This window comes from Ruegeria sp. YTSC325 (genome assembly GCF_059609525.1).
Genome location: NZ_JBXWLY010000024.1, coordinates 1 through 26906 on the forward strand (window position 1 = coordinate 1; position 26906 = coordinate 26906).

Annotated in this window: 24 protein-coding genes, 2 pseudogenes and 1 riboswitch; of the genes and pseudogenes, 14 read left to right on the top strand and 12 right to left on the bottom strand. The window is 57.3% G+C overall.

Annotation, left to right across the window (positions count from 1 at the left end; all coding sequences use genetic code 11):
• Positions 1-75: 75 nt before the first annotated feature.
• The 3 genes and pseudogenes from AC2FF7_RS21380 to AC2FF7_RS21390 form a co-directional block, all read right to left on the bottom strand.
• Positions 76-399, bottom strand: a pseudogene (locus tag AC2FF7_RS21380) (carbohydrate ABC transporter permease); the annotation flags it as partial.
• Positions 400-403: 4 nt separating this feature from the next.
• Entirely contained in the window at positions 404-1411 is a 1008-nt protein-coding gene (locus AC2FF7_RS21385) for a carbohydrate ABC transporter permease (RefSeq protein WP_170355128.1), read from the bottom strand.
• A gap of 63 nt (positions 1412-1474) precedes the next feature.
• The gene (locus AC2FF7_RS21390; protein WP_480868337.1) at positions 1475-2743 is read right to left on the bottom strand and encodes an ABC transporter substrate-binding protein; all 1269 of its coding nucleotides are present in this window, start codon (positions 2741-2743) and stop codon (positions 1475-1477) included.
• Between the two features lie 215 nt (positions 2744-2958).
• On the opposite strand from AC2FF7_RS21390, the gene AC2FF7_RS21395 reads away from it, so the two are divergent.
• The 7 genes and pseudogenes from AC2FF7_RS21395 to AC2FF7_RS21425 all read left to right on the top strand — a co-directional run bounded on the left by AC2FF7_RS21395 (position 2959) and on the right by AC2FF7_RS21425 (position 8783).
• On the top strand, positions 2959-3990 hold the full coding sequence (locus AC2FF7_RS21395; protein WP_480868339.1) for a LacI family DNA-binding transcriptional regulator: 1032 nt from the start codon (positions 2959-2961) through the stop codon (positions 3988-3990).
• A 2-nt stretch (positions 3991-3992) separates the two neighbouring features.
• Positions 3993-5294: pseudogene (locus AC2FF7_RS21400) on the top strand (GH1 family beta-glucosidase); the annotation flags it as partial.
• 42 nt (positions 5295-5336) lie between these two features.
• Positions 5337-6326 (top strand): glucokinase, encoded by a 990-nt coding sequence (locus tag AC2FF7_RS21405; protein ID WP_496906311.1) that lies wholly within the window; start codon positions 5337-5339, stop codon positions 6324-6326.
• Positions 6327-6352: 26 nt separating this feature from the next.
• Complete coding sequence (locus AC2FF7_RS21410; protein ID WP_480868341.1) at positions 6353-7279, top strand: carbohydrate kinase family protein; 927 nt, start codon at positions 6353-6355, stop codon at positions 7277-7279.
• Positions 7280-7294: 15 nt separating this feature from the next.
• Entirely contained in the window at positions 7295-7960 is a 666-nt protein-coding gene (locus tag AC2FF7_RS21415; protein ID WP_496847948.1) for a D-lyxose/D-mannose family sugar isomerase, read from the top strand.
• A 96-nt stretch (positions 7961-8056) separates the two neighbouring features.
• The gene (locus tag AC2FF7_RS21420) at positions 8057-8302 is read left to right on the top strand and encodes a hypothetical protein (RefSeq protein WP_480868344.1); all 246 of its coding nucleotides are present in this window, start codon (positions 8057-8059) and stop codon (positions 8300-8302) included.
• Between the two features lie 10 nt (positions 8303-8312).
• The gene (locus tag AC2FF7_RS21425) at positions 8313-8783 is read left to right on the top strand and encodes a hypothetical protein (protein ID WP_496906303.1); all 471 of its coding nucleotides are present in this window, start codon (positions 8313-8315) and stop codon (positions 8781-8783) included.
• On the opposite strand, the gene AC2FF7_RS21430 is transcribed toward AC2FF7_RS21425, so the two are convergent.
• The 9 genes from AC2FF7_RS21430 to AC2FF7_RS21470 form a co-directional block, all read right to left on the bottom strand.
• Positions 8784-9953 (bottom strand): acetate/propionate family kinase, encoded by a 1170-nt coding sequence (locus AC2FF7_RS21430; protein WP_480868346.1) that lies wholly within the window; start codon positions 9951-9953, stop codon positions 8784-8786.
• A complete protein-coding gene (locus AC2FF7_RS21435; RefSeq protein WP_480868348.1) occupies positions 9946-11340 on the bottom strand; it encodes a bifunctional enoyl-CoA hydratase/phosphate acetyltransferase in 1395 nt (464 codons plus the stop codon). Before AC2FF7_RS21435 ends, AC2FF7_RS21430 begins: the two co-directional genes overlap by 8 nt.
• Before the next feature lie 6 nt (positions 11341-11346).
• Positions 11347-13761 (bottom strand): DUF3141 domain-containing protein, encoded by a 2415-nt coding sequence (locus AC2FF7_RS21440; RefSeq protein ID WP_496906304.1) that lies wholly within the window; start codon positions 13759-13761, stop codon positions 11347-11349.
• Between the two features lie 11 nt (positions 13762-13772).
• Positions 13773-14537 carry an enoyl-ACP reductase FabI gene (gene fabI / locus AC2FF7_RS21445; protein ID WP_496906305.1) on the bottom strand — a complete coding sequence of 255 codons (765 nt, stop codon included), beginning with the start codon at positions 14535-14537 and terminating at the stop codon, positions 13773-13775.
• A gap of 167 nt (positions 14538-14704) precedes the next feature.
• Entirely contained in the window at positions 14705-16033 is a 1329-nt protein-coding gene (gene glnT / locus AC2FF7_RS21450; protein WP_480868352.1) for a type III glutamate--ammonia ligase, read from the bottom strand.
• A gap of 71 nt (positions 16034-16104) precedes the next feature.
• Positions 16105-17433 carry an FMN-binding glutamate synthase family protein gene (locus tag AC2FF7_RS21455; protein WP_480868354.1) on the bottom strand — a complete coding sequence of 443 codons (1329 nt, stop codon included), beginning with the start codon at positions 17431-17433 and terminating at the stop codon, positions 16105-16107.
• A gap of 11 nt (positions 17434-17444) precedes the next feature.
• Positions 17445-18128: a protein GlxC gene (locus tag AC2FF7_RS21460; protein WP_480868355.1), complete on the bottom strand. Its 684-nt coding sequence runs from the start codon at positions 18126-18128 to the stop codon at positions 17445-17447.
• A 1-nt stretch (position 18129) separates the two neighbouring features.
• Positions 18130-19023, bottom strand: a complete 894-nt coding sequence (locus AC2FF7_RS21465; protein WP_480868357.1) for a class II glutamine amidotransferase — start codon at positions 19021-19023, stop codon at positions 18130-18132.
• Between the two features lie 181 nt (positions 19024-19204).
• Positions 19205-19852 carry a helix-turn-helix domain-containing protein gene (locus AC2FF7_RS21470; protein ID WP_496906306.1) on the bottom strand — a complete coding sequence of 216 codons (648 nt, stop codon included), beginning with the start codon at positions 19850-19852 and terminating at the stop codon, positions 19205-19207.
• A 126-nt stretch (positions 19853-19978) separates the two neighbouring features.
• A riboswitch (cobalamin riboswitch) is annotated at positions 19979-20182 on the top strand.
• Between the two features lie 102 nt (positions 20183-20284).
• On the opposite strand from AC2FF7_RS21470, the gene AC2FF7_RS21475 reads away from it, so the two are divergent.
• The 7 genes from AC2FF7_RS21475 to napA all read left to right on the top strand — a co-directional run bounded on the left by AC2FF7_RS21475 (position 20285) and on the right by napA (position 26890).
• Positions 20285-20641 carry a DUF1636 family protein gene (locus AC2FF7_RS21475; RefSeq protein WP_170754165.1) on the top strand — a complete coding sequence of 119 codons (357 nt, stop codon included), beginning with the start codon at positions 20285-20287 and terminating at the stop codon, positions 20639-20641.
• Positions 20641-21444, top strand: a complete 804-nt coding sequence (locus tag AC2FF7_RS21480) for an ABC transporter ATP-binding protein (protein WP_234899475.1) — start codon at positions 20641-20643, stop codon at positions 21442-21444. Before AC2FF7_RS21475 ends, AC2FF7_RS21480 begins: the two co-directional genes overlap by 1 nt.
• On the top strand, positions 21441-22388 hold the full coding sequence (locus AC2FF7_RS21485; protein ID WP_496906307.1) for an ABC transporter substrate-binding protein: 948 nt from the start codon (positions 21441-21443) through the stop codon (positions 22386-22388). Before AC2FF7_RS21480 ends, AC2FF7_RS21485 begins: the two co-directional genes overlap by 4 nt.
• A 1-nt stretch (position 22389) precedes the next feature.
• Positions 22390-23403: a FecCD family ABC transporter permease gene (locus tag AC2FF7_RS21490; protein ID WP_496906308.1), complete on the top strand. Its 1014-nt coding sequence runs from the start codon at positions 22390-22392 to the stop codon at positions 23401-23403.
• Positions 23404-23595: 192 nt separating this feature from the next.
• Positions 23596-24111 carry a ferredoxin-type protein NapF gene (gene napF, locus AC2FF7_RS21495; RefSeq protein ID WP_496906309.1) on the top strand — a complete coding sequence of 172 codons (516 nt, stop codon included), beginning with the start codon at positions 23596-23598 and terminating at the stop codon, positions 24109-24111.
• Complete coding sequence (locus tag AC2FF7_RS21500; RefSeq protein ID WP_170355149.1) at positions 24108-24401, top strand: chaperone NapD; 294 nt, start codon at positions 24108-24110, stop codon at positions 24399-24401. Before napF ends, AC2FF7_RS21500 begins: the two co-directional genes overlap by 4 nt.
• Entirely contained in the window at positions 24398-26890 is a 2493-nt protein-coding gene (napA, locus tag AC2FF7_RS21505) for a nitrate reductase catalytic subunit NapA (RefSeq protein ID WP_480868364.1), read from the top strand. Before AC2FF7_RS21500 ends, napA begins: the two co-directional genes overlap by 4 nt.
• The last annotated feature ends 16 nt before the right edge of the window (positions 26891-26906 follow it).

Here is a 26906-nt window from a genome sequence, read left to right on the forward strand (position 1 = left end):
GACGATGAATTCATCGATGTCACCTATGTCCAAATCCAAGCATGAGCAACCGAACGACGGTTAACGTGACAACACCCCCGGAACAAACGCATCCACGGCCCGAGAGCTGACACCCCATTGAGAGATCGTAGCCGTCGTTCCCGCGTCAAACAGGTTGCCTTCGATCACGTAAACCCCGTTTTCCAGAACCTGTGTGTCCGGCGCGGTGGACCGCAAAGTCAGGTTCTGTTCGGACGGGAAAAGCGATTTCCACCAGCCGCTTGTGGCAATTTGATCGGCCGTGCGAAAAGACGAGATCAACAGCCCAAGTGTTGGCACAACCCAAAGCACGACCAGAAATATGACCGAGGCATGGACGACCCAGCGCAGCGCCGGTTTGGTTCCTGCAATATTGCTCATGGCCTCACTCCATCTCTTTGCGCGCGTTGCGCACGTTCCAGATCAGGATCGGAGTGACCAGCAGCATGATCACCATGGCCGAGGCCGACCCCACACCCCAGTCATTGGCGCGGAACAGCTTGTCATACATGTAGTTGGCGAGAACCTGTGTCTCCCACTGGCCGTTGGTCATGGCAAAGACGATGTCAAAGACCTTGAGCACGGTGATCGTGATCGTGGTCCATACGACCAGAATTGTGGTCTTGATCTGCGGCACCTTGATACGGAAGAAAATCTGGAACGGGTTGGCGCCGTCCAGAATGGCGGCCTCGACGGTTTCCTCGGGGATGCCACGCAAGGCCGCGGACAGGATCACCATGGCAAAGCCGGTCTGAATCCAAATCAGCACGACCATCAGGAAGAAACTGTTCCAGAACGGGATGGTCAGCCAAGTTTGCGGCTCGGTCCCGCCAAAGAAGATATAAAGGGCGTTCAGCATCCCGATCTGATCCTGTTCGGCCGGGCGAGTGTCATAGACCAGCTTCCAGATCACCGAGGCCCCGACGAACGAGATCGCCATCGGCATGAAGATCAGCGACTTGGCGATATTGCCCCAACGGATGCGGTCGGTCAGTTGCGCCACCAAAAGGCCCAAAGCGGTCGACAGCGCCGGCACGATGATCAACCAGAACATGTTATTGCGCATGGCTTCCCAGAACTTGGGCTCATTCGCCATCTGGATGTAGTTTTCCAGGCCCACCCATTCATAGCCCCCACCGGGTACCCGATCCGTAAGGGACAAGCGCAGCGTTTCGACCACCGGATAGGCCAGATACAGGCCCAACGCCGCCAACGCCGGGAACAGAAACAACCACGGCCGGATCATGTTGGCGCGGTTGATATTGCGCCCTGCATTCGGGCCGCGCGCCGGGAACAGCACTTTGTCCAGAAATTGGTTGGAGAGGTAGAAATAGCCCACACACCCTGACACGCCGATGGCGATGGTCAGCAGGCCCTGTAATGCCGGATGCATGCCGCGTCTCCCTTGCGACGGTGGCAGGCAACCCGCACCAGCGGGTTGCCCGATCAGGAACGCTTAGTCCAGCGCGTCCCAGGAGGATTGGATTTCGTTGGCAACCTCTTCCGCCGAGGTCCCGCCAGCATAGTCGACCATGCCGGTCCAGAACGTCCCTGCGCCAACACCGCCGGGCATTAGGTCAGACCCGTCAAACCGGAAGGTGGTCGCACCCAGAAGGATGTCGTTCATCTTCTTCAACGTCGGGTCCGAGAACAGCGAGGTATCAACACCCTTATGCGGTGTCAGGAACCCGGTTAGCTGCATCCAGGTCTCGTGCGCTTCGGGGGTCTGCAGATACTCGATCAAAGCATGAGCGCCGGGGCTGTCATTGGTGATTGCCCAAAGCGTGCCCGCACCCAGAACCGGGCTGCCCAAGTCCTTGCTTTCATAGGCCGGGAAGTAGAAGAAATCCGCATCCTCACCCACGACCGTGCCTTCGGGGAAGAAAGCCGGAATGAACGAGGCCTGACGGTGCAGATAGCATTGCGGCGGAGAGCTGAACATGCCTTTGGGACTGTCGCGGAAATCGGTCGTGGCCACGGCCCCTGCCCCACCAGCGACATAGTCGTCGTTGCGGGCGAAGGCTCCGAATTCTTCGATCGCCGCGATAACCTTTGGGTCATTGAATTTCATCTCATTTGCGACCCAGGCGTCATAGTCCGCGGGCGATTGTGTACGCAGCATCATGTCCTCGACCCAGTCGGTCGCGGGCCAGCCGGTCGCTCCGCCAGACCCCAGACCGATACACCAAGGCGTCTCGCCATCTGCCACAATCTGGTCCGTCAGAGCTTTGAGTTCCTCCATCGTGGTCGGCACTTCGTACCCGGCGTCCTCGAAGTTCTCGGGAACATACCAGACCAGCGATTTCACATCGACCTTGTAGAAAAATCCGTAAAGACTGTCCGCACCGTCCGGGCCTGCGTAAGTCCCCAGATCGACCCAGGATTGGCCTGCAGCGTAATTGTCGCGAATCCAATCGGATGTGCCATCTGCTAAAGGCGTCAAGAATCCAGATTTGGCCATATCCGCTGCCAGACCGGGCTGCGGGAACACCGCAACGTTGGGGGCAGATCCCGCCTCCGCGTCGATGCGGATCTGCTGTTCGAAACTATCCGAGCCGACATAGGCGTACTCATGCCCGGTCGCAGCAGCAAAGCCGTCCAGCACCTTTTCGACATTTTCCTGATCCGGCCCCAACCAGGGGCCAAACACCGTGACCTTGTCGGCATGCGCCGCGCCCGCCATCAGGGCGAACGTTGCCGCGCCTGCGTAAAGCGAGTGTTTCATGAATTCTCCTCCCAACTCTGTCGCGCCCATGAGACTCAGTTTTCAAAGCGCTTTGAATGACGGGTTTTATCCGCTAACATTCAAGTTCTGTCAATATTGGGTTTAAAATTCGTCAAAAAATTAATAAAACACACGACGTGTAGAAACAGGTTGACCCAATAGGAAAACCCTCTCACAACGGTTTTGCCACAAATTTGAAGGCGCTTTGAAGAGATATGAACCTAAAGCAGCTCTCAGAAATCCTTGGTCTTTCACAGACAACGGTCAGTCGCGCGCTGAACGGATACCCCGAAGTGAACGAGGCCACGCGAGAGCGGGTTCAGGCTGCGGCTACCAAACACGGCTATCGCCCGAACAGCCGCGCCAAAGGGCTGGCCACGGGGCGTTCTATGGTGATCGGGCATGTGATTCCTAGCTCAGCGCAACATGAAATGGTGAACCCGATCTTTGGGGATTTTGTAGCGGGGGCCGCTCGGACCTATGGCGCGCATGGCTATGACATGATGTTCACCAATGCCGACGATACCTCGATCGAACGCACCTATCGGGACTTGTTCCAACGCGGCGCTGTCGATGGGGTCGTTCTGCAAGGCCCCAAGGTCAACGAACACCGGATCGAGGTTTTGACCCGCATGGCGGTTCCGTTCATCGTACATGGCCGCTCGACCGGGATCGAGGTGCCTTATGACTGGGTCGATGTGAACAACAAAAGCTCATTCCTGAGGGCGACCCGTTTTCTGATTGATCTGGGGCACAAACGTATCGCGCTGATCAATGGGTTGGAGGATATGGATTTCGCCCAACGTCGGCGCGAAGGATATCTGCAGGCTCTGCAAGAAGCCAATCTGACGCCCGAACCCGCTCTGATGCGCAGCGCCGAGATGACCGAGGTTTACGGCCATCACGAAGCCCGCGACATGCTGCAACTGGATAACCCCCCGACGGCCATATTGGTCTCGTCAATGATTTCTGCCATCGGGGTGCGGCGCGCCTTGAATGAGGCTGGGTTGAAAATGGGTCGCGATGTATCGGTCATCGCGCATGATGACGACCTTTCCTATCTCAAGAATGGACAGGACGTACCGATCTTTACTGCAACGCGATCCTCGGTCAGGCAGGCTGGGGAGATCGCCGCCGAAATGCTGATTGACCGGATCAAAACACCGGACGACCCGGTTAAAACTAGATTGCTGGAGGCCGAACTGGTAGTTGGCGGCTCGACCGGCCCCGCTCCTGACAGGTTCTGAACATGAAATATACCCGCGCTGATTTCCCCAAAGATTTCCTCTTTGGTGTCGCAACCTCTGCCTATCAGATCGAAGGCCACGCGCAGGGTGGCGCAGGTCAGACCCATTGGGACACCTTTGCCCGCACGCCCGGCAACGTGGTGCGGGGCGAAAACGGAGATCTCGCTTGCGATCACCTCAACCGTTTCGATCAGGACTTTGATCTGGTGCGCGAAGCCGGGTTTGATTGCTATCGCTTTTCAACCAGCTGGGCGCGGGTTTTGCCTGAAGGACGCGGGGTCGTGAACGAAGCCGGGTTGGACTATTACGACCGGCTGGCCGATGCGCTACTGGAACGCGGCATTCGCCCCTGTGCGACGCTCTACCATTGGGAACTGCCCTCGCCGCTGGCGGATTTGGGCGGGTGGCGCAACCGGGATATTGCCGGATGGTTCGCCGATTTCACCGAGGTCATAATGGGCCGCATCGGCGACAGGATGTTCAGTGTTGCCCCCATCAATGAGCCCTGGTGCGTCAGCTGGCTGAGCCATTTCGACGGCCACCACGCTCCTGGCCTGCGCGATATCCGTGCGACGGCTCGCGCGATGCATCATGTTCTGCTCGCGCATGGCCGAGCGATCGAGGCGATGCGCGGTCTGGGCATGTCCAATCTGGGCGCGGTGTTCAATCTGGAATGGGCCGAACCCGCCGATGACAGCGCCGAGGCGCGCAAAGCCGCCGACTTGTATGACGGTATCTACAACCGGTTCTTTCTGGGCGGCGTGTTCAACAAAGCCTATCCGCAAAATGTTCTGGACGGGTTGGATCTCTATTTGCCAACCGGGTGGCAGGATGATTTCGACACGATCGGCGCGCCCGTGGACTGGTGCGGGCTGAACTACTACACCCGCAAACTGATCGCGCCTGCCGACACCGCCTGGCCCAGCCTGCAAGAGGTCCCTGGCCCCCTGCCCAAAACCCAAATGGGGTGGGAAATTGAGCCTTCCGCCCTGACACGTTTCCTTACCCGGGCCGCTCGAGAATATACCGGCGATCTGCCGATCTATGTGACCGAAAATGGCATGGCCAGCTCTGAGCGCCAGCAGGATGAGGACCGGATCGACTACCTCAACCAGCATTGGGCCGCTGTGAAAGACGCGTTGGATCAGGATGTGCCCGTCAAAGGCTATTTTATCTGGTCGCTGCTGGACAACTACGAATGGGCCCTTGGCTACGAGAAGCGCTTTGGTCTGGTTGATGTGGATTTCGATACGATGGAGCGGACACCCAAAGCGTCCTTTGAGGCGGTGAAAACTGCCCTCGCCGGCGCACAAGTCTCTGTCCCCCTGGCACAACCCGCCGGAGCCATGCATGAACACTGGAATCTGGTTGCCGATATCGGCGGGACCAACACCCGGTTGGGAGTTATCTCAAACGGGAAACTCACCGATCTGCGCAAAAACCCAACGGGTCAGCTGCCGCAACTGCTCGAGGCGTTTCACAGCCTGCGCGATGAGATCGGTACCGACCCGCAGGCGGTTGTCGCCGCCGGGGCCGGGCCGGTGCGGGATGGTACGATCCGACTGACCAACGCGCAGCTTGATTTGTCCGAGGATGATATCGGTCGTGCGACCGGCGCGCAGCATACCTTCGTGATCAATGACTTCACCGCAGCGGCGTGGTCTGTGGCCGAAATCGGTGCCGGTGACGTCGAAGTGATGCAGGGTGCGGAAACCCCACCGGTCGGCACCCGCTTGGTCGTTGGGCCGGGCACCGGCCTCGGGGTTGGGTCGTTGCTCTATTCCGAGGGGCACTATCATACGGCATCCGGCGAAGGCGGCCATGTGGGCCTGTCCCCGCGCCACGCAGACGAGGTTGAAGTATTTCGCGCCGCGCGTAAGGTCGCGCCCGAGTGTTTCTTTGACGACTCGCTGACCCTTGAGGCCGAGATGTTCCTGAGCGGCACTGGCCTGCCCATCCTCTACCAAGCTATCCAACTCGCAGCTGGTCAAACCAACGCAGAAACCCGTCCTGCAAAGGATATCCTGCAAGACGCGCTGGCTCAAACAGACCCTCATGCGGTACGCGCGGCCCATATGTTTACCACACACTTGGGGGCCGTCATGGGCGATATGGCCGTCACCATGATGCCTGCGGGCGGTGTTTTTCTGGTAGGCGGCGTGGCTGAAAAGAACCGTTGGCTGTTCAAGGACGCCTTCCGAGACGCCTTCAACGCAGGGGGGCGGTTTAGTGAGTTGCGCCGGTCGATGAACCTTTATGTCTCCGAACAGGATGAATTTGGCATTGTTGGCGCTAACAATTTCTGCAAAAGTGCGCTCGCGCGTCGGATGGCCTGACGCGGCCAAACCGGAAAGGTCCCCGAATGATCTTGTGCTGCGGTGAAGCGCTGATCGACATGATCCCCGCCCCGACCACCGACGGTGGGCAGGGTTTTGTTCCCCATTCCGGCGGGGCGATTTTCAATACCGCCATCGCGTTGGGTCGTTTGGGCGCATCGGTTGGAATGCTCACTGGTTTGTCCCGCGATATGTTCGGCGATCAGCTTGCCGACTCCTTAACCAACAGCCACGTAGATCAGACGCATGTCATTCGCTCGGATCGTCCAACGACTTTGGCATTCGTACAGTTGAAAAACGGCCACGCGACCTACTCGTTTAACGACGAAAACTCGGCGGGCCGAATGCTGATGCCCAAAGACATGCCGCCGCAGTTAGCCGGTGTTTCGGCCCTTTATTTTGGCGGGATAAGTCTTGCTTGCGAACCCTGCGCTGATGCCTACGCTTCGGTTCAGGAGCAGCATTGTTCTGACCGCGCCGTTATGCTGGACCCAAACATCAGGCCGGGATTCATCAAGGATGAGTCACGGTATCGAACGCGGTTGAACCGGATGATCTCGCAGTCGGATATTGTAAAAGTATCGGACGAGGATCTTGATTGGATTCTTCCCGGACAAAAAGGTACCGCTGACAAAGCCCGGCGATTGCTACAAGACGGACCTACCGCCGTGATTGTAACAAAAGGCAGCGATGGGGCTACGGGCTATTTGGCAGACGGAACAGAAATATCGACACCCTCCAACCCGGTCGAAGTTGTCGATACGGTCGGCGCTGGCGACACGTTCAATGCAGGCGTTCTTGCAGAGTTGCAGAAATCCGGTCACTTGACCAAGTCAGCCGTACGCCATCTTACAACTGATGCGCTAGGCGCGGCCCTCATCAAAGGGGCACAGGTTGCTGCGATCACTGTATCCCGCGCAGGTGCAAACCCACCCTGGGCGCATGAGCTTTGAGCTGAAGAGGCACAGATGAAACGATCTGAAATTAATTCCATCAAATCCGAAGCAGAGGCATTCATTCACTCTTTCGGCGCTGTATTGCCTCCGTTCGCCAGGTGGGCGCCTGACCGTATGCGCAGCGATGATGCGCAAGGGATTCGAGACCGTGGTCTAGGCTGGGATATCACCGATTACGGGCAAGGCCGGTTTGATGAGCTTGGATTATTCCTTTTCACCTTGCGCAACGGCGACGTGACCGATCTGAATAAAGGCCGGGGAATGCTCTATGCCGAAAAGCTGTTGGTGTCCCGCGACAAACAGCTTTCGCCGATGCATCGCCACATCATCAAGGCCGAAGACATCATCAACCGCGGCGGCGGCGATCTTGTGATGGAGATTTATGCGTCGGATCCGGATGGCGGCATTGACCGTGACAATCCTGTCGTCGTCCCCAGCGACAGTTGTCCTGTCACCATCAAACCCGGAGAGCTACTACGCCTGCAACCGGGAGAAAGCGTTACGCTAATGCCAGGGATATGGCACGCCTTCTGGGCGGAAAAGGGCGACTGCCTGATCGGCGAGGTCTCCACAGTTAACGACGACCGCACGGACAATGTATTCGAAGACCCTATCCCGCGTTTTGCAACGATCGAAGAGGATGTTGCGCCTGACTTCTTGCTGGTATCGGACTACTAGCCACATAAGTCCGTTTTACTAAACGGAAAAACTCGGTATCATTCTCAGGCGCACTGCAAAGCTGTGATAGTATGTCAGCGGTGAAAGGGCCCGAGGATGGTAACAAAAGCCGAGTTGGAAGCAGAAGTTGCGGAGCTCCGTCGACAACTGGACGATAGGTCCCAGACTGAAAACCCTGCCAAAAGCGAAAGCGTAACCGAACAGATTTCGGACACACTGGATCAATGGACCTCGCAGATTGACGAGGTGCTGACGGAATTTGAGGATATCCCTCATAAGAAATCGATTATGTTTGCCATCGGAATCTTCGCGGTTGGCTACCTGATGGGCCGTTCCCGGTAGGAGACCACGCATGAGCCGCATTTCCCGAAATATTTCGATCATCCTGCGCGCCGAACGCCTGATTGCGCAACGGCAGGTTGCTGTCGCAGCGAAACGAACCGGCATCTACGCCGCGGTAGGATTTGCCATCGGTCTGGCGGTAGTGATGCTGAACATAGCCGGCTTCTTCTGGCTTTCGGCGACGCTGACCAAACCTGTGGCTGCTCTTATTCTGGCCGGGCTGAATCTGGTACTTGCCGTCTTGCTGGCATTAATCGCGAACTCGATGACCGCGTCGACGGATACAACCGCAGCCGTCGAGCTGCGCGATATGGCCCTGCAAGACATCGAGGTTGAAATAAAAGAAAACCTAACCGAAGCGCGAAATGTTGTCTCGGGCGTCCGGCGCGATCCAATAGGCGCGCTGACGCCAGAAATCGTCAGTGCGCTGTTGGGTTCCGCGCTCAAGTACGCGCGGAACCGAAAGACGAAAGCAGATTGATTACATCATCGCTGCAGCGGCCCACGCGATCACCATCTCTTCATTCGTTGGGATCGACAGAATTCGGACTCGGCTGAAATCGGTCGACAGAACTGTACCGCCATCTGCATTGCGTGCGTGATCCATATCAATTCCGATCCACCGCATCCCATCACATACCATTTGCCGAATTGGGGCTGAGTTTTCGCCAACACCACCGGTAAAGACCAGTGCATCAATCCCCTCCAGCGCGGCCGACAACGCGCCCAACTCCCGACGGATGCGGAACACGTAATAGTCGATGGCTTTGCGCGCATCGGGCGTATCGGCGGCCAGCAGAGTCCGCATGTCTGAAGAAATACCTGAAAGACCCAACAGTCCTGACTTGCGATACAGGACTTCGGCGATTTCATCGGCAGACATGCCATCTTGCTGCATCATGTAAAGCACAACACCGGGGTCCAGTTGCCCGCTGCGCGTCCCCATAGGCAAACCATCCAACGCCGAGAACCCCATAGTCGATGCAATGGCACGCCCTCCGGACACCGCGCACATTGAAGCACCGTTGCCTAAATGCGCGATAACCACCCGGCCATCGTAAAGACCCGGTGCGATCTCTTTCAGCTTTTGTGAAATGTAGTCATAGCTAAGTCCGTGAAAGCCGTACCGACGCACACCTTTGTCGTAATAGCTTTGCGGCAGCGCGAAGGTGTCATTGACCCACGGGTGCGTACGATGGAAGGCGGTATCGAAACAAGCGACCTGCGTCGTGTTGGGGAAAGCCGCGCTGGCGGCACGAATGCCCGCAAGGCTGTATGGTTGGTGCAGCGGCGCAAAGGGGATAAAGCTGCTGAGAGTATCAATAACAGCGTCGTCGATGCGAACAGGCTCGGAATATACGGTGCCCCCATGCACCACGCGATGCCCGATCGCACGGACATGAATGTCAGGCAGATATTCCTGCGCCAGTTCCAGAAACGCATGGATTGCTTCGTCATGGCTTTTGGTATTGCTCAAAGGCCGGTCTATCGACCGCCCACCAGCGGATTGCGCCAGCAGACGCGGCGCGTCGCCCAAGCGTTCAATCTGTCCACGCCACCGCATACTGGGGCGATTGTCATCCACCAGTTCATACAGCGCAAACTTGAGCGAAGAAGAGCCGGCGTTCAACGCCAGAACATGGTTAGCCATGGATTTTGCCTTTGGTTGCATTGGCGTGCAGCACTGCCACCGCACAAGATACCAGGCGCGACGCGTCGTCGTCTGACCGGGACGTCAGGATAATGGGCGCTGCTGCCCCCAGAACGATGCCAGCGGCCTCGGCATGAGAGATGAAAGTAAGCTGTTTCGCCACCATATTTCCGGCCTCGATATTCGGAGCGACCAGAATATCCGCAGCGCCGCCGACCTCGGACGTAATACCTTTGGTCCGTGCCGCGTTCAGGTCAACCGCGTTGTCCATCGCCAGAGGGCCGTCGACCAGACCACCTGTGATCTGACCCCGCTCGGCCATCTTGGACAGCAGCGCTGCATCTACTGATGAGGGCATATGAGGGTTTATCGTTTCAACCGCCGACAGCACCCCAACTTTCGGGGTTCCGATCCCTATCGAGTGCGCCAGATGAATTGCGTTCTGGACGATATCTGCCTTGGTCTCGAGGTCAGGCGCGATATTGACTGCGGCATCCGTTACCATGATCGGCCGCGACATGCCCGGTACGTCCATCACGAATACATGCGACAGTCGCCGCCCGGTCCGCAGCCCCTTTTCCCGACGCAGAACCGCGTGCAACAGCTCATCAGTATGCAGATACCCCTTCATCAAGGTTTCCGCCTTTCCTTCGACCACCAGGTCTACTGCCTTATGCGCAGCTACCCCATGGCTGGCGGCTTCGACGATCTCGATACCTGTCAAATCGGCACCCAGTTCGGCTGCAGCGGCTTCGATCTTGCCTCGGTTCCCCACAAGTATGGGCGTGATGATGTTGTTGGCATGGCCCAGCAAGGCACCGCCAAGCGAATTGGCATCCTCGGGGGCGACAACCGCTGTTGGCATCGGATCAAGCGGGCGCGCCTTTTCCAATAGCGCGTCGAAATGGCGATGGCGCTGAACAACAAGACCCGGAACTTCGACCGAGTCGAACTCCATGTGTTGGGCGGGTGGCGTTACCTGAACACTTCCGCTGAGGACCAGAATATTGTCCCCAACGCGGTGCACTTCGGTTGTGCAGATCAGATCGCCGTCTTCCAGCTTTTCCGCGACAGTAACAAAGGCCGTCAGCTCATCCCCTGCCAAGACCGGAACATGAAAGCTCAGATCTGCACGTCGGGTCTGCGTCCCTGCGCCCGGCAGAATATTTCCCAACACCGCCGCCACCAGGCCCGCAGGCCACAACGCAGGTGCTACCGCTTCGGGCCGACCGTCGCCATCACCATCATAAGCCGCCAGATGCAACGGATTATGATCACCTGATGCCGAGGCAAACGCGTACAGGTCGTCGACTGTACACAGTCGGGTCAATTGCGCCTCATCGCCAACTTCCAGTTGCGAAAACGTTCGATTTTCGAGGATTTTCATTCTGTATCAACTCTGCTTGATTTCAGCAGGCCGCTTTGCTGGTCTGCGAGTCTTTGATGTCCGAAGTGCCGCTGTCTTAGGCTCTGGCGCAGTCAGGTCAAGCACTTGTCGCAAGTCTCGAACCATAGCTATCAGCTCGGTTGTAGGTTGCGGAATATCTCCAACAATCCTCTCGATCAGATCAACAGCTTTGCTGCGCTCTTCCTCGGCGGGTAATAGATCAGACAAACTGTCCAGGGCGCCTTGTTCGTCAAACGTCGTTATGATCGTCTGTTCGTGCAAAAGGCGGCGACGCTGTTCAACTGTCAGGTCTTTGAACGGATCCTCATGTTTAAACACATGAGCCCAACGATCCAATATTTCCGAGCGAAAACTTTGATTGCTGAAGGCCAGCAGGATCAACATGCGGACAACAGCTTCGGCGACGCCCCCTTGTTTCATATGGGCCAAAGCGGCCTGCACTTCGGGAAGGGCCTTCAGTCCTTCAGGGTCTGGCAAGGTTCGATGGGCCGCATTTTTTCGCCCAAACCACGTCGCCACCGGGCCGCCCCACATTGAAAAGAACGCGGCTTCGTACCAGGCATCGCGCAGGTCCCGGCCCAAGTCCATCATCTGCTCGATCCAGTCCCCTGTAAGTTTCTCCAATTGCAAAAAGGGATTGTCCTGCGCAGCAACCAAGCGGTTTTCCTTGGCCAAGTCAGCGGTCATTTTCACGGGCAACATCGCAGGCTGAGCGGAAGACGCCAACGCACGTTGCTGCCGCAAAGGATGAAGATCTTGCAAAGCCTGACCCGTGGTCGGCGTAACCGCAGATTGCACGAAAGGGCGGCCAAAGGTTTCGTAGATATTTGCCTGAGTTTCCGACATATGCGCTACAGCAGCAAAACAGGTCTCGTCCTGCTGCCCGTCATCCAGCGCTGCCACATCTTTCAGTGTCCGCTCCAAAAAGCGGACTTCGAATTTCTTGTCGAGCCCCACGCCCTCGACGTTTTCGATCTTCATCTCATAAAGCCCCGGCGCCATGGCTTCGACCGTTTCAAGGGTCGAGGCAAGCTCGGTATGCTCTTTCCGTGCGACTTTGGACGATACGAAAATACCTAGATGCCCGACTTCGTCGTGCAACATGTAAACGATCCGCTGACCGCGCAGGCGGATTTCTTCTTCGTCGGAATAGGTTGCGGCAATCCAGTTCAGCGCCTGTTGAGGCGGTGTGATATTGTCACCCTGGCTGGCGAAAACAAAAATCGGGCCCTTCACTGCCTTGATGTCGATTGGCACACCGGGCTCCAGCTGCGCCGTGTTCTTGACCAAACGATTGCCCACAAACAGCTGCTCGACGATCCAGTGGATTTCGGCTTCGTTCAAAATGAAGTAACCACCCCACCAGCGTTCAAAGTCCAGAAACCTCTGGCGGCCGCCTTCGGGATCACGATAGAGATCAAAGTACTTTCCAAAGTAATTCCGGCTGGGGTTCAGCTGTTCGAAATTCATCACCAGATTGGCACCGTCAAACTTGCCAGCACCCAGATCGGACCAAAACATCGGCTGCCATGTGCCGCCCAGAACTCCGGCATTGTACCGCATCGGGTTTTCCCCGACTTCGCCTGACCAAGGGGCAATCGGCGCTCCGTTCAGCACAAGCGGGCCCGTCAAATCGGGGTTGCAGGCCGCCATGATCAACGTGGCCCAACCGCCCTGACAGTTACCCGTGACAACAGGTTGAGGACTGTTGGGATGGCGGGCGCTTACCGTTCTGACAAATCCGGCCTCGGTATGCATGACATCGGCGAGGGTCTGGCCCGGCACCGGGTCACGACCAAAGCTGACAAAATAAACCGGGTGCCCTTTGGATAGCGCTACCCCGACCTGACTGTCGGTTTTAAATCCGCCTATTCCACCACCGTGGCCCGCCCTTGGATCAATGATTACATACGGGCGTTTGATGTTGTCGATTTTGACACCTTCAGGCGGCACGATCTGCAACAGCTGATAGTTGCAAGGCCGCTTGAGCTGCGCGCCATCCACCACAACTTCGTAATCGTAAACCAATACGGGTGGGCACCCAGCAGCCTCGTGTTCAAGGAAAATATCGCCGCGCTCACGCAGCACATCCATTGTCAAAGCGACCCGCTGGCTTGCGTCCTTCAGGTAGTCCGCCCAATCCTTCGCAATGAACGATGAGCCAGCAATTCGGGCAGACGCGTCTGCAATGCCTTGAAGCAGGTTTCGCGTGCGCTCGGAGTGATCCGTCGCGATTTTAATGGATTGCAACGCAGCTGACTTTGACAGCAAGTTCCATTTGACCTGCGATTGTTCCAGCGCATTTTCAACGGCACTATAGGTTCTGTCATTTGCGACGGCTGCATCGCGGGCCATATGGGACCCGAACTGCAGAGACTTGGAATGTGTATTCGGTATCATGAGGACATCCTTTAACCGACGATACTGTATCCGCCGTCGATGGGATGGACCCCACCGGTGACGTTGAATGCTTCGCGACTGGCAAGAAAAGCGGCATAGGCACCAACATCCTCGATCGTCGCCAAATGGTGCGTGGGTGCTCGGGCGGCGGCATCTGACAGCAGGGCATCGAATTCAGCCAGCCCAGAGGCAGCCCGTGTTTGTAACGGGCCAGGCGACAAGGCGTGAACCGAGATACCCTTTGGCCCCAGCTCTGCAGCAGCATATCGAACAGCAGCTTCAAGCGCCGCTTTGACCGGGCCCATGATATTGTAATTCTCAACGACCCGGCTGGCTCCCAGAAACGAGACCGTCATGCAGGTGCCGCCACGATCCATCAATGGCTCTGTCAGACGGATCATACGCAAAAAAGAATGGACCGAGATATCCATGGCCAATGCAAACCCCTCGGCCGAGCTATCCACAACGCGACCATGCAAATCATCACGCGGAGCAAACGCGATCGAATGCACCAGTGTATCCAGCCGACCCCACCGCGCGCCAATCTCATCAAACAGCGCCTGCGTCTGGTCTGGTTTTCGGACATCCAGCGGCATAACGATTTTTGCCCCGACCTGATCCGCGAGGCCTCGCACATGCGGTTCGGCCTTGTCATTGAGATAGGTCAATGCGACCTCGGCCCCCTGCGCATGCAGGGCGCGGGCACAACCCCAGGCAATCGACTGATCATTGGCCACGCCAATAATCAGCGCTTTCGTTCCATCCAGGCGGAACATGGTGCCGATCCTCTCGTTTTTTCTGCGCTGCAGCATAGGCGATTCCACCCAAAACCACAAAGTTTACGCTACGGCATAGCGTCCAAAACCGCCCATGCCGCAGCGCCGCATAACAAGAGAATGTAACAACCGCACAAGAGGTGTGCTGAATATCGGCGGGTTGCCAATCAGATGTCTAAAGTGTGCTCTTTCTCCCAGCGTGAGAAATGGCTGACGAAGGAATTCCATTCCTGATGCTTCATCTTCAGGTAGGCGCTGGAAAATTCGTGCCCCATCGCCGCCTTCAGCCCCGCGTCACTGTCATAGGCGCGCAGCGCGTCCAGCAGGTTCAGCGGCAGTTTCGGTGCGTCGGTTACGGTGTGACCCTCAGCATACATGTCGATATCATGACGCTGGCCGGGATCGGCTTTGGAGCGCAACCCGGACAGCCCCGCCGCGATGATCACCGCCTGCAACAAGTACGGGTTTGCTGCACCGTCCGCCAAACGCAGCTCGAACCGGCCCGGACCGGGCACGCGCACCATATGGGTGCGGTTGTTGCCCGTCCACGTGACGGTATTGGGTGCCCAGGTCGCGCCCGACATGGTGCGCGGGGCATTGATGCGTTTGTAGCTGTTCACCGTGGGGTTGGTGATCGCAGCCAACGCGCTGGCATGTTTCATGATCCCGCCGAGGAAATGTTTGCCCTTCTCGCTCAGGCCCACTTCTCCGGTCGGGCCGTCACCTTCACCCGCGAATACGTTGGTCTTGGCATCAGCCCCCGGTGCATCCCAGACCGAGATATGGGCGTGACAACCATTACCTGTCAGCCCTTCGACCGGTTTGGGCATGAAGGTGGCGCGAAACCCATGTTTTTCGGCCACGGATTTGGTCATGAACTTGAAGAACGAATGCTTGTCTGCGGTGCGCAGAACATCGTCGAATTCCCAGTTCATCTCGAACTGGCCATTGGCGTCCTCGTGGTCGTTTTGATACGGGCCCCAGCCCAGATCCAGCATATAGTCGCAAATCTCGCGCACCACGTCATAACGGCGCATCACCGCCTGCTGGTCATAGCAGGGCTTGGCGGCGGTATCGAACGGATCGCTGATCTGTTCTCCATCGGGGGTCAGCAGAAAGAACTCGGCCTCGACCCCGGTTTTGACATGCAGCCCTTCAGCGGCGGCCTCGTCGATCAGACGACGCAGAACGTTGCGCGGGGCTTGGGCCACGTCTTCACCCTCCATCACACAGTCTGCTGCAACCCACGCAACTTCGGGCTTCCAAGGCAGCTGAATGACCGAGGACGGATCGGGCACCGCCAACATGTCAGGGTGCGCCGGGGTCATGTCCAGATAAGTGGCGAACCCGGCAAAGCCTGCGCCTTCGATCTGCATCTCGGCGATGGCTTGTGCAGGGACCAGTTTGGCCCGTTGTCCACCGAACAGATCGGTGAACGAGATCATGAAGTATTTGACGCCTTTTTCCTTGGCGAAAGCAGCCAGATCTGTCGTCATGGTCGGCTTTCCTTTCCCTGTTGAACCCAAAAGAAAAGGCGCGGCCCCGGTCAGGGTCGCGCCCGCTTGTCTCAGAACCCCGGCTTGCCCGGATACCAGTCTGTCCCCGCCAGAGGCACGCGCGCCATGGCGGCGGCCTCCATCGTCAGAGCACACAGGTCTTCGGGCTCCAGATTGTGCAGATCGTTGTGGCCGCAGGCGCGCGCGATGGTCTGCGCCTCAAGCGTCATGACCTTGAGGTAGTTGCGCAGACACCGCCCGGCCTCGACCGGGTCAAGGCGCGCCGCCAGTTCTGGGTCTTGCGTGGTGATACCCGCCGGATCGCGGCCTTCGTGCCAATCGTCATAGGCCCCGGTGGTGGTGCCCAGCTTCTGATACTCGGCCTCCCATTTCGGGTCATTGTCCCCCAGCGCGATCAAAGCCGCCGTGCCGATGGCCACCGCATCCGCGCCCAAAGCCATCGCCTTGGCCACATCCGCGCCATTGCGAATACCGCCCGAGATCACCAGTTGCACCTCGCGATGCACACCCAGATCTTGCAATGCCTGCACGGCGGGGCGGATACAGGCCAGCGTCGGGATACCCACATGTTCGATGAAGACATCCTGCGTGGCCGCGGTGCCGCCCTGCATCCCGTCCATCACCACCACATCAGCCCCGGCTTTCACCGCCAGCGCCGTGTCGTAATAGGGTCGCGTCGCGCCGACCTTCACATAGATCGGTACTTGCCAGCCGGTGATTTCGCGCAACTCTAAGATCTTGATCTCAAGGTCATCCGGGCCCGTCCAATCCGGGTGCCGACAGGCCGAGCGCTGGTCGATCCCTTTGGGCAGGGTCCGCATCTCGGCCACGCGGTCGCTGATCTTTTGACCCAAAAGCATCCCGCCACCGCCGGGTTTGGCGCCCTGCCCCACCACAATCTCGATCGCGTCGGCTTTGCGCAGATCGTCGGGGTTCATGCCATAGCGCGAAGGCAGATACTGATAAACCAGTTTCGAGGAATGACCGCGTTCCTCGGGCGTCATACCACCGTCACCGGTGGTGGTCGACGTACCGGCAGCTGACGCTCCGCGACCCAGCGCCTCTTTCGCGGGGCCAGACAGCGCACCGAAACTCATGCCCGCGATGGTGATCGGGATATCCAGCTGGATCGGGTTCTTGGCAAAGCGCGTGCCCAGCGTGACCGAGGTGTCACAGCGTTCGCGATAGCCCTCCAGAGGATAGCGGCTGACCGAGGCCCCCAGAAACAACAGATCGTCGAAATGCGGTACTTTGCGTTTCGCGCCGCCGCCGCGAATGTCATAGATGCCCGTTGCCGCCGCCCGCCGGATTTCCGCGTTGACCGGGTTTGAAAACGTTTCAGACTGTATCGGCATCGTGCGTGGTGTGTGATCGTCCATAACCGTCTTCCTCAGTATTCTGCCGCGTTGTCGACATCGAAATTGTAAAGCTGCCGAGCCGAGCCATAGCGTTTGAACTCTTCCGGCTTGGCATCCGCGCCCGCGCGCTCCAGCAGGTCTTGCAACAGGGTCAGATGTTCGGGACGCATCTCTTTTTCAATGCAATCCGCGCCCAGACTTTTGACCGAGCCGCGCACGAATAGCCGCGCCTCGTACAATGAAACCCCCAGCGCGTCGCCCGCATCACCGCAGACCACCAGCGTCCCCGCTTGCGCCATGAAGGCGGACATATGGCCGATATTGCCATGCACCACAATGTCGATCCCCTTCATGGAAATCCCGCAGCGCGAGCTGGCATTGCCCTTGATCACCAACAACCCGCCATGGCCCGTGGCCCCGGCATATTGACTGGCATCGCCTTCAACGATCACAGTGCCCGACATCATGTTCTCGGCCACGCCAGGCCCAACAGAGCCTTCGACCCGAACGGTCGCCTGCTGGTTCATCCCCGCGCAGTAATAGCCGGTTGAGCCTTTGACCGTGACCTCAATCGGGGCATCCAGACCGACAGCGATGGCATGGCTGCCCTTGGGGTTCTGAACCTGCCACTGGGTCTGGTTTGTCTCGGTGCTTTGGGCCTGAAGGGCGGCGTTCAGCCCGCGCAGGCCCTGTTCGGCAACATCATAGCTCTGCATTTTAGTGGCTCCAGAAATAGACGGTTGCGGGTTCGGGTTCCCAGACGCGGGCATCCTCGATTCCCGGCAGGTTGACCAAGGCGCGATACTCGCTGCCAAAGGCCACATATTGATCGGTCTCGGCCATTACCGCCGGTTTGCAGGCGATGGGGTCGCGAACCACGCCGAACCCATCCTTGGTGCCGACCACAAAGGTAAAGAACCCGTCGAGATCCTCAAGGCTGCTTTCCAGCGCCTCACCCAGAGTGGCCCCGTTTTGCATTTTCCATGTCAGATAGGCCGCGCCGACCTCGGTATCGTTCATGGATTCGATCCGCACGCCCTCGCGCATCAGTTTGCGGCGCAGGGCGTTGTGGTTGGACAGCGATCCGTTATGCACCAAGCACTGATCCGCGCCGGTGTTGAACGGGTGCGCCCCTTCTGTGGTGACGGCGGATTCAGTGGCCATGCGTGTATGGCCAATCCCGTGGCTGCCGGACATCGAGGTCAATTGGAACCGCTCCGCCACCTCTCGAGGCAATCCAACTTCTTTATAAATTTCGATCGCATCGCCATCGGACATGATCCGTAGGCCAGGGCGCAATTCCCTCAGGGCCTGCCGCGCAGCGCTGACTTTGTCGTTGGCCACGCTCAGAACCGCATGAGTGTCATTGCGGCCCAAGCTGACGGGGCTGGTCAAGACGTCGGCCAAATCTTCGGCCAGAGTCTGAAAATCCGCGTCCGGATTGTCGGATTGCACGGTGAGCTTTGCCTGATCTCCGACAGGTCCATAAATCGCGATCCCGGCGCTGTCCGGGCCGCGATCTGTCATTGTGATCAGCATATCTGTCAGCATCGCGCCCAATTGAGGCTCGAGCGTTTTGTCCTTCAAAAAAAGGCCGACAATTCCACACATGTGTCAGCTTCTCCTGTGTTGAGTTGGGCAGACGCTAACACCTGAACTTCAGGTTATCAACAAAGGGAAATTAATATTCATAAGGGGAATATTTTCGGCTATCTATTTCCCCCGCATTCAAAAATCACGGAGAGCAACCCCGCAAAACCTCAGCAGCGGTTTATCAATCGCCGAATCGTGACTAACGCGTCTGCGGATATGAGATGATCGACAGGTAGCGGGCTGGCAGTTTGCGCAGCAACTCGGGTCCATGCGGTGCGTCCGCATCAAAGAACAACGTATCACCCGGCTCCAGCAGGTAAATTTGATCGCCGTGTCTGTAATCGACTTCGCCTTCAAGCATGTAGAGCATTTCAATCCCGTCATGCTGGAACGTCGGGAAAGTGTCGGACTCTTCCGTCAGCGTGATCAGATAGGGTTCGACCACAACACCACTGGCATTAGACCCCATATGACCCAAAAGGCTGTATTGATGGCCTGCGCGTGTCCCGGCTCTCTCTGTTTCAACGCCCTTTCCCGCTTTGGTGTGGGTTGCGTTTCGGGTTTCTTCATATCTGCGGAAAAATGCAGTGATCGGTGTGCTCAGAGCATTGGCCAGCGATTGTAGCGTCGTCAATGAAGGCGATGTGTAGCCGTTTTCGATTTTTGACAGCATACTGATGGATAACCCGGTCAGCCCCGACAATTCCGCAATTGTCACGCCCTGCTGCAACCTCAACGCGCGGATTTCACGACCGATCGCCGTTTCGAGGTTCTTTTCACCGGGGTCCCTGACCTTGTGGGGATCCTGAGAAAACTGAGGTTTGGACCTATCGTTTGATGCTTTCACCAACCTATCCTTAACGCCTTTCGCTTCGTCGTTATCGCCTGCAATTTTCTTGAAAGGAAACATATTTTCAAAACTACATTCCTGCGCAACCTCCGGTGATTTGTGTTGACCGGCGATCTGATCTCGGGCAGTGACGCATTTGATGGTTCCCTGGGGCATGCTCCAGCGGTGAAAAGGGAATACGGTGAGGTTTAAGTGCCAAGTCCGTAACTGCCCCCGCAACTGTAGGCGGTGAGCGAAGCCAATATCCCACTGACGTGAATAATGTCGGGAAGGGTGGCCAAGCCTCGACCCGCAAGTCAGGAGACCTGCCATCGCAACCGAAACCAACCCGGGGCGGGGCGTCCTGGAAGGAGGCTTGATGGTACCTCGTACGCCTTTATGCGCGACCGCGTTTCAGTACGGCCCCAGGGGCCGTGGAACAGACGCTTGATGGCCGAGCCCACTGATCATTTTGTTCTGATCTGCGCGACCTGTCAGGGTTTGGAGGCAGCGCAGCACATTGCGGATGCCTTGTGCCCTGAATTGCCTGCGGGTTTCGCAGTGCGCACAGTAGACTGTATGGCTGGATGCGATCACCCGGTCACTGTCGGATTTCAGGCCCTAGGAAAAGCCCAATACCTGTTTGGTGATATCGGCACCGAGCAAGAGCTGAATGCTCTTGCCCAATTCGCCGCGCAATACCTGGGCAGCGCAACTGGTTGGACAAAGGCCACAGACAGGCCGGCGCCTCTGATAACCAAGACATTGGCGCGCATGCCGGCGTTGGCTGTTCGAGGAGCTCGATGATGACCAGACCCTTCCTGCAGGCGCGTGGTGTAGCCTACTATTCTTTTCACGGTGACGTTCTGTTGCAAGACATCTCGTTCGACCTTGAAGAGGGGTCGGTTCTGGCCATTGCCGGTCCGAATGGCGCTGGCAAAACCACTCTGCTGAACTTACTTTGTGGCGCTGAAGCTCTGTCCGAAGGCGACGTTCTGGTGCAAGAGCAGAGCTTGAAGACACTGTCAGCGACGGAGCGCGCCCGAAAAATTGCCGTCGTCAGTCAGCAGGAATATCCCGATGGGCGCTTGCATCTGCGTGACTATGTGGCACTTGGGCAAATTCCAATTCGCTCGGACCGCTCCTCTGAAGATCACGCAAACGACTTGACGCGAATTCTGGACCTGACCGGCCTTTTGGAGCTTGCCGACAAGCGCATGGCAGTGTTGTCGGGTGGCGAACGTCAGCGCGCCCATATCGCGCGTGCGCTGGCGCAGAACCCTACTCTTCTGTTTTTGGACGAACCGACGAACCATTTGGATCCCGACGCCAAAGGGCGGATGTTGTCGCTGGTCGCTGGACTGGGGATAACCGTCATAATGATTGTCCATGACATTGTCATGATCCCCGAATTCGCCACCCATGTCGCGTTGATGAAATCTACCCGGCTGACCGGGTTTGGCCCTGTTTCCGAGGTCCTGACGACTCAACATGTGCGCGACACGTTCGGCGTCGACTACTTATTCTTTCAGCACGACGGTCGGATGATCCCCGCGCTGGACATACGAAAAACCACTGTTTCCCAACCCTCCAGGAGATTTCCAAAATGAAACATATCTTGTCCGTGGCTCTGGTTATGGCCATGGCGAGCGGTGTTGCTGCGCATGAAGTGACCGTAGACAATTGTGGTGAACCGCTGGTGTTTGAAACCCAGCCCGAACGGTTGGTCGTACATGACATGAACATGACCGACATGGCCTTTGCGCTGGGTCTGCAAGACAAAATCGTCGGCCTCACGGGCATCACCGGCTGGTACAAAACCAGTCCTGAATTCGACACGCTACGTGGAGATATCCCCGAACTGGCACCGAAATATCCATCGGTGGAAAATATTGTCGCGGTAGAACCCGATCTGTTCTTCGCCGGCTGGTACTATGGAATGCGTCCCGGTGGTGATGTAACGCCAGAAACACTTGCCCCGTTCGGGATCAAAACCATGATCCTGACTGAAAGCTGCGTTCATCTGCATAAAGACCGCCCCGAGGCCAGCATGGACCTTTTGTTTGACGACATTCTGCGGCTGGGCAAAGTCATGCATGTCGAAGACAAGGCCGAAGCGCTTGTATCTGGTTGGAAGGATGAACTGACCGCAATCGAGGCACAAACCGCAGACTTACCGAAACCTCGAGTGTTTCTGTTGGATGGCCCGGCGGACGCTCCGTTCACTGCTGGGAAATACGCAATCCCCAACGCTATGATAGCAGCGGCGGGTGGTCTCAACGTTACCCGTGATATGGACACAAGCTGGGGTCGCACGTCATGGGAAACCGTGGCAGCCGCGAACCCTGAGTTTTTAGTGCTGTTGGATTATCAAACCGGAAACGGAGCGGCGGATACGTTCAGGTTTCTGCAAGAACATCCTGTTATGTCACAAACCGACGCGGTCAAAAACGAGCGCTGGATCGGTTTGCGGTACGAAGAATTGACGCCGGGACCGGCCAACATTCAGGCCATCGCAAAATTGGCAGCAGCCATGCGCACGGGTCTGAACTGAATTGGGCCGTCTGGGGCTGACACTTTTGATGGGGGTGGCCATTCTGGCCGCCCTTGTTCTGGTTTCGACAATCTACGGAACCACATCCATTCCTCTGTCCGATACGGTCTCAGCTATTCTGCTCAGCGCTGGTGTGATCGAGGGAGACATGTCACCACTTCACCGCATCGTCTTCGACCTGCGCCTGCCCCGCGCGCTTTTTGCCGCCGTGATCGGCGCTGGTCTCGGAGTTGTTGGAGTTGTGCTGCAAACGACTACGCGAAACGATCTGGCCGACCCGTTCCTGTTCGGTCTTTCCTCTGGTGCGGCGGCGGGGGCAGTGTTCGTCATTACGGTGACTGGTGACATACTGGGGTTCTGGACTTTGCCGATAGCAGCATTTTGTGGGGGTCTCGTGGCCTCGGGCATTGTGCTGGCTCTTGTCCACGGGCTGCGAACCAGTGCACCGGAAAAGCTCATCCTGGCTGGGCTTGCCGTGTCGTTTCTGTTCTCGGCGTTGACTAATTACCTGATTTTCGCAGGCGACAACCGTGCTGCGCATTCTGTCATCTTCTGGATGCTGGGCGGATTGGGTCTGGCGCGTTGGGAAACCTTTCCGCTCGTCTGCGCGGGTTTGATCCTAATTCTGGCCTATTCACTATATCGCAGCCGTTGGCTGGACGCCTTGTTGACCGGTGACATGACAGCGTCGACACTGGGTGTCCCGGTCCAGTCGCTGCGGTTCAAGATGTTCTTTGTTGCCGCTTTGGCTACGGCTGTATTTGTCTCAGTCGCCGGGGTGATCGGGTTCGTCGGGCTGATGGTTCCGCATATCGCGCGCGGAATTGCCGGACCACTGCACACCCACTTAATCCCTGCGGCCGCGGTGGTCGGCGCTGTTCTGCTGACCGGGTCCGATATCCTCAGCAGGCTGCTGCTGGCCCCGCAAGAACTGCCGGTCGGCATAGTGACCACCTCGTTAGGGTCCGTTTTCGTGTTCATTTTGTTGCTGAGAACTGCAAACGCGAAACGGTAGATCACACGGAGCCTGTTCACTCATTCTTGGGCTGCAAACTGTGGTCACCTGTCAAATTCCGACATTCATTTAAACTATATCCTAGATCAACCTTAAGAGTGCCCAAAAAATGATCTAAATCAAAACCGGCTCGGTTCAAAAACGCTAAGCGGAAATTAGCAAACAAAAGAAACGACGAGAGCCAGGTCTAAAATGGACCAAGTGACGACCCGTCGCGCTTTCCTGCGCGCCCGATTTCAAGAAGAGGACGGCAAAATAGCCCGGCCTCCGGGATCGGTCGGCCAGGTCTTTTATGATCAGTGCACAAAATGCCGAGACTGCGTCGTGGCTTGCCCCGAAGGCGTTCTTTCAATCGCGGCAGATGGATTTCCCGCGTTCACTCCAACCGACAATCCCTGCACGTTTTGCGGCGCGTGCGCCGAAGCCTGCCCAACACCGGCGCTTGATATCAGCCGATTGGCCCTGTGGCCATGGCGCGCGTCGCTTGAAAAGCAAGCATGCCTATCCATGAACGGCGTCAGCTGTCGCATCTGTCAGGACAATTGCGAGCCGAACGCAATCCGATTTTCGCTCCAAACCCAAGGGCGCGCGGAACCCGCATTGAATGTTGAAGCGTGCAATGGATGCGGATTGTGCGAGGCGCTTTGTCCTGCTGACGCACTTACACTGAAGCATAACCCTCAACCTCAAATGGAAGCGATACAATGAACATCTGCGGTTGCCTTGCCCATGTCGCGCCGGACTATGCCGCCAATGCGGCGCAATCCATGGCCGCAACTCCGGGCGTCGAACTCCACGCCCAGACCGAAGACGGCCGTTTCGTCGTCGTTGTCGAAGATACCCCTGAACGCCTTGCGTCCGAGACCATCATGGATCTGCACCAGATCCCGGGGGTCGTGTCTCTGACGTTGACCTATCACCATTTCGAGGACCTCGCAGAGACCCGCCCGCGTCCCGATGCCCCAAGCCAAACCACCAGCCGGAGGCTCACGCTATGACACATTCTGAATCACGCCGGACATTCCTCAAGGCCACTGCGGCCACAGCCACGGCCTCGGCCGCCGGTATTCCGCTGGCCACAGGCGCGGCCGACGCTCAGGCGGCGACGCCGGATATCCGCTGGGACAAGGCCGCGTGCCGGTTCTGCGGAACGGGCTGTTCCGTTCTGGTTGGCACCAAGGAAGGCCGCGTTGTGGCCACTCAGGGCGACCCGGACGCGCCGGTGAACCGCGGCCTGAACTGTATCAAGGGCTATTTCCTGTCCAAGATCATGTATGGCAAAGACCGCCTGACCACTCCGTTGCTGCGCAAAACCAATGGTGAATACGACAAGAATGGCGAGTTCGAACCGGTCAGCTGGGACGAAGCCTTTGATGTCATGGCCGCCAAGTGGAAAGAGGCGCTGGCCAAGAAAGGCCCGACCAGCGTGGGCATGTTCGGCTCGGGTCAGTGGACGGTCTGGGAAGGCTATGCCGCCGCCAAACTGATGAAAGCCGGCTTCCGCTCGAACAATATCGACCCCAACGCGCGCCATTGTATGGCTTCGGCTGTTGTTGGGTTCATGCGGACCTTTGGCATAGATGAGCCGATGGGTTGCTATGACGATTTCGAACACGCAGACACGTTCGTTCTGTGGGGCTCGAATATGGCCGAGATGCACCCCATCCTGTGGTCGCGCCTGACAGACACGCGTCTGACCAAACCGGGCAGCGAAGTTCATGTCCTGTCAACATTTGAACATCGTTCTTTCGAATTGGCTGACAATGGCATCGTGTTCAATCCACAGACAGATCTGGCGATCCTGAACTATATCGCCAACTACATCATTCAGAATGGTGCGGTGAACGAAGACTTCGTCAAAAAGCACGTAAACATCACCAAGACGGCAACCGATATCGGTTACGGCCTGCGCGACGAAAACCAACTTCAGCAAGACGCGGAAAACCCGAACTCGGGCAAAATGGAACCCATCAGCTTCGAAGAATATGCCAAAGCTGTTGAGCCATACACTTTGGAATATGTATCTGAACTCTCAGGTGTTCCCGCTGACAAGCTTGAGAAACTTGCGAAACAATATGCGGATCCAAACCGGAAAGTCATGAGCCTTTGGACCATGGGTTTCAACCAGCATACGCGCGGTTCGTGGGTGAACTCGCTGATGTACAACGTCCACCTTTTGGTTGGCAAGATTTCCGAACCCGGCAACTCGCCCTTCTCGCTGACCGGCCAACCATCTGCCTGCGGCACCGCCCGAGAGGTTGGCACATTTGCCCACCGCCTGCCCGCGGACATGGTTGTCGCGAATGACGAGCACCGCGAGATTTGTGAAACCGCATGGAAAATTCCCGAAGGTACAATCCCGCCAAAACCGGGCTTCCACGCTGTTTTGCAACACCGAATGCTGAAAGACGGGGTGCTGAACGCGTATTGGGTTCAATGCAACAACAACATGCAAGCCGCCCCGAATATCAATGAGGAAGGGTACCCCGGTTATCGCAATCCTGAAAACTTCATCACAGTTTCAGACCCTTATCCAACCGTCACCGCAGTTTCAGCTGACCTGATCCTGCCAACGGCTATGTGGGTCGAGAAAGAAGGCGCATATGGCAACGCCGAACGCCGCACTCAGTTCTGGCATCAACAGGTTAAAGCGCCGGGCGAGGCTAAGTCCGACCTTTGGCAGCTGATGGAATTCTCGAAACGCTTCACCGTAGAAGAAGTTTGGGGCGAAGAGCTGCTGGCCAAGATGCCAGAGCATCGCGGCAAGACGATGTTCGAGGTTCTGTTCCAGAACGGGAATGTTGACAAATACCCGATTTCTGAAACCGCCGAAGGTTTCGACAATGACGAAGCAGAGCATTTTGGGTTCTACGTGCAGAAAGGATTGTTCGAAGAATACGCCGAATTCGGGCGCGGTCATGGGCACGATCTGGCACCGTTCGAAATGTACCATCAGGCACGCGGTATGCGTTGGCCGGTCGTGGACGGCAAAGAAACGCTTTATCGTTTCCGCGAAGGCTATGACCCCTATGTACCCGAAGGGGCCGACGTGAAATTCTATGGTCACAAGGACGGCAAGGCCAAAATTATCTTCGCGCCTTACGAACCTGCTGCTGAAGAGCCGGACAATGAATACGATTTGTGGCTTTGCACCGGCCGGGTCCTGGAACACTGGCATTCGGGTTCGATGACCCGTCGGGTTCCGGAATTGCACCGCGCCTTCCCGTCAGCCGTTGTTTTCATGCACCCAGACGACGCCCGGGATCGCGGTCTGCGGCGCGGTCAGGAAATTGTTTTGTCCACTCGCAGGGGCGAGGTGACCAGCCGGGTCGAAACCCGCGGGCGCAACAAGGTGCCACGTGGGCTGGTCTTCATGCCTTGGTTTGACGAGCACCAGTTGACCAACAAGCTGACGCTGGATGCAACCTGCCCGCTGTCGAAGGAAACCGACTACAAGAAATGCGCCTGTAAAGTCGAGCGCGCGTAAGAGACTGGCAAGGCAA

Excerpts from the sequence above, each read along its gene's own strand:
- AC2FF7_RS21425 (WP_496906303.1), top strand. The coding sequence starts at position 8,313 with ATGAGCCGCATTTCCCGAAATATTTCGATCATCCTGCGCGCCGAACGC.
- AC2FF7_RS21460 (WP_480868355.1), bottom strand. The coding sequence starts at position 18,128 with ATGCAGAGCTATGATGTTGCCGAACAGGGCCTGCGCGGGCTGAACGCC.
- AC2FF7_RS21440 (WP_496906304.1), bottom strand. The coding sequence starts at position 13,761 with ATGATACCGAATACACATTCCAAGTCTCTGCAGTTCGGGTCCCATATG.
- napA (WP_480868364.1), top strand. The coding sequence starts at position 24,398 with ATGACACATTCTGAATCACGCCGGACATTCCTCAAGGCCACTGCGGCC.
- AC2FF7_RS21395 (WP_480868339.1), top strand. The coding sequence starts at position 2,959 with ATGAACCTAAAGCAGCTCTCAGAAATCCTTGGTCTTTCACAGACAACG.
- AC2FF7_RS21420 (WP_480868344.1), top strand. The coding sequence starts at position 8,057 with ATGGTAACAAAAGCCGAGTTGGAAGCAGAAGTTGCGGAGCTCCGTCGA.
- AC2FF7_RS21405 (WP_496906311.1), top strand. The coding sequence starts at position 5,337 with ATGCATGAACACTGGAATCTGGTTGCCGATATCGGCGGGACCAACACC.
- AC2FF7_RS21390 (WP_480868337.1), bottom strand. The coding sequence starts at position 2,743 with ATGAAACACTCGCTTTACGCAGGCGCGGCAACGTTCGCCCTGATGGCG.
- AC2FF7_RS21415 (WP_496847948.1), top strand. The coding sequence starts at position 7,295 with ATGAAACGATCTGAAATTAATTCCATCAAATCCGAAGCAGAGGCATTC.
- AC2FF7_RS21430 (WP_480868346.1), bottom strand. The coding sequence starts at position 9,953 with ATGGCTAACCATGTTCTGGCGTTGAACGCCGGCTCTTCTTCGCTCAAG.
- AC2FF7_RS21385 (WP_170355128.1), bottom strand. The coding sequence starts at position 1,411 with ATGCATCCGGCATTACAGGGCCTGCTGACCATCGCCATCGGCGTGTCA.
- AC2FF7_RS21435 (WP_480868348.1), bottom strand. The coding sequence starts at position 11,340 with ATGAAAATCCTCGAAAATCGAACGTTTTCGCAACTGGAAGTTGGCGAT.
- AC2FF7_RS21485 (WP_496906307.1), top strand. The coding sequence starts at position 21,441 with ATGAAACATATCTTGTCCGTGGCTCTGGTTATGGCCATGGCGAGCGGT.
- AC2FF7_RS21480 (WP_234899475.1), top strand. The coding sequence starts at position 20,641 with ATGACCAGACCCTTCCTGCAGGCGCGTGGTGTAGCCTACTATTCTTTT.
- AC2FF7_RS21500 (WP_170355149.1), top strand. The coding sequence starts at position 24,108 with ATGAACATCTGCGGTTGCCTTGCCCATGTCGCGCCGGACTATGCCGCC.
- AC2FF7_RS21475 (WP_170754165.1), top strand. The coding sequence starts at position 20,285 with ATGGCCGAGCCCACTGATCATTTTGTTCTGATCTGCGCGACCTGTCAG.
- AC2FF7_RS21410 (WP_480868341.1), top strand. The coding sequence starts at position 6,353 with ATGATCTTGTGCTGCGGTGAAGCGCTGATCGACATGATCCCCGCCCCG.
- napF (WP_496906309.1), top strand. The coding sequence starts at position 23,596 with ATGGACCAAGTGACGACCCGTCGCGCTTTCCTGCGCGCCCGATTTCAA.
- AC2FF7_RS21465 (WP_480868357.1), bottom strand. The coding sequence starts at position 19,023 with ATGTGTGGAATTGTCGGCCTTTTTTTGAAGGACAAAACGCTCGAGCCT.
- glnT (WP_480868352.1), bottom strand. The coding sequence starts at position 16,033 with ATGACGACAGATCTGGCTGCTTTCGCCAAGGAAAAAGGCGTCAAATAC.
- fabI (WP_496906305.1), bottom strand. The coding sequence starts at position 14,537 with ATGTTCCGCCTGGATGGAACGAAAGCGCTGATTATTGGCGTGGCCAAT.
- AC2FF7_RS21455 (WP_480868354.1), bottom strand. The coding sequence starts at position 17,433 with ATGGACGATCACACACCACGCACGATGCCGATACAGTCTGAAACGTTT.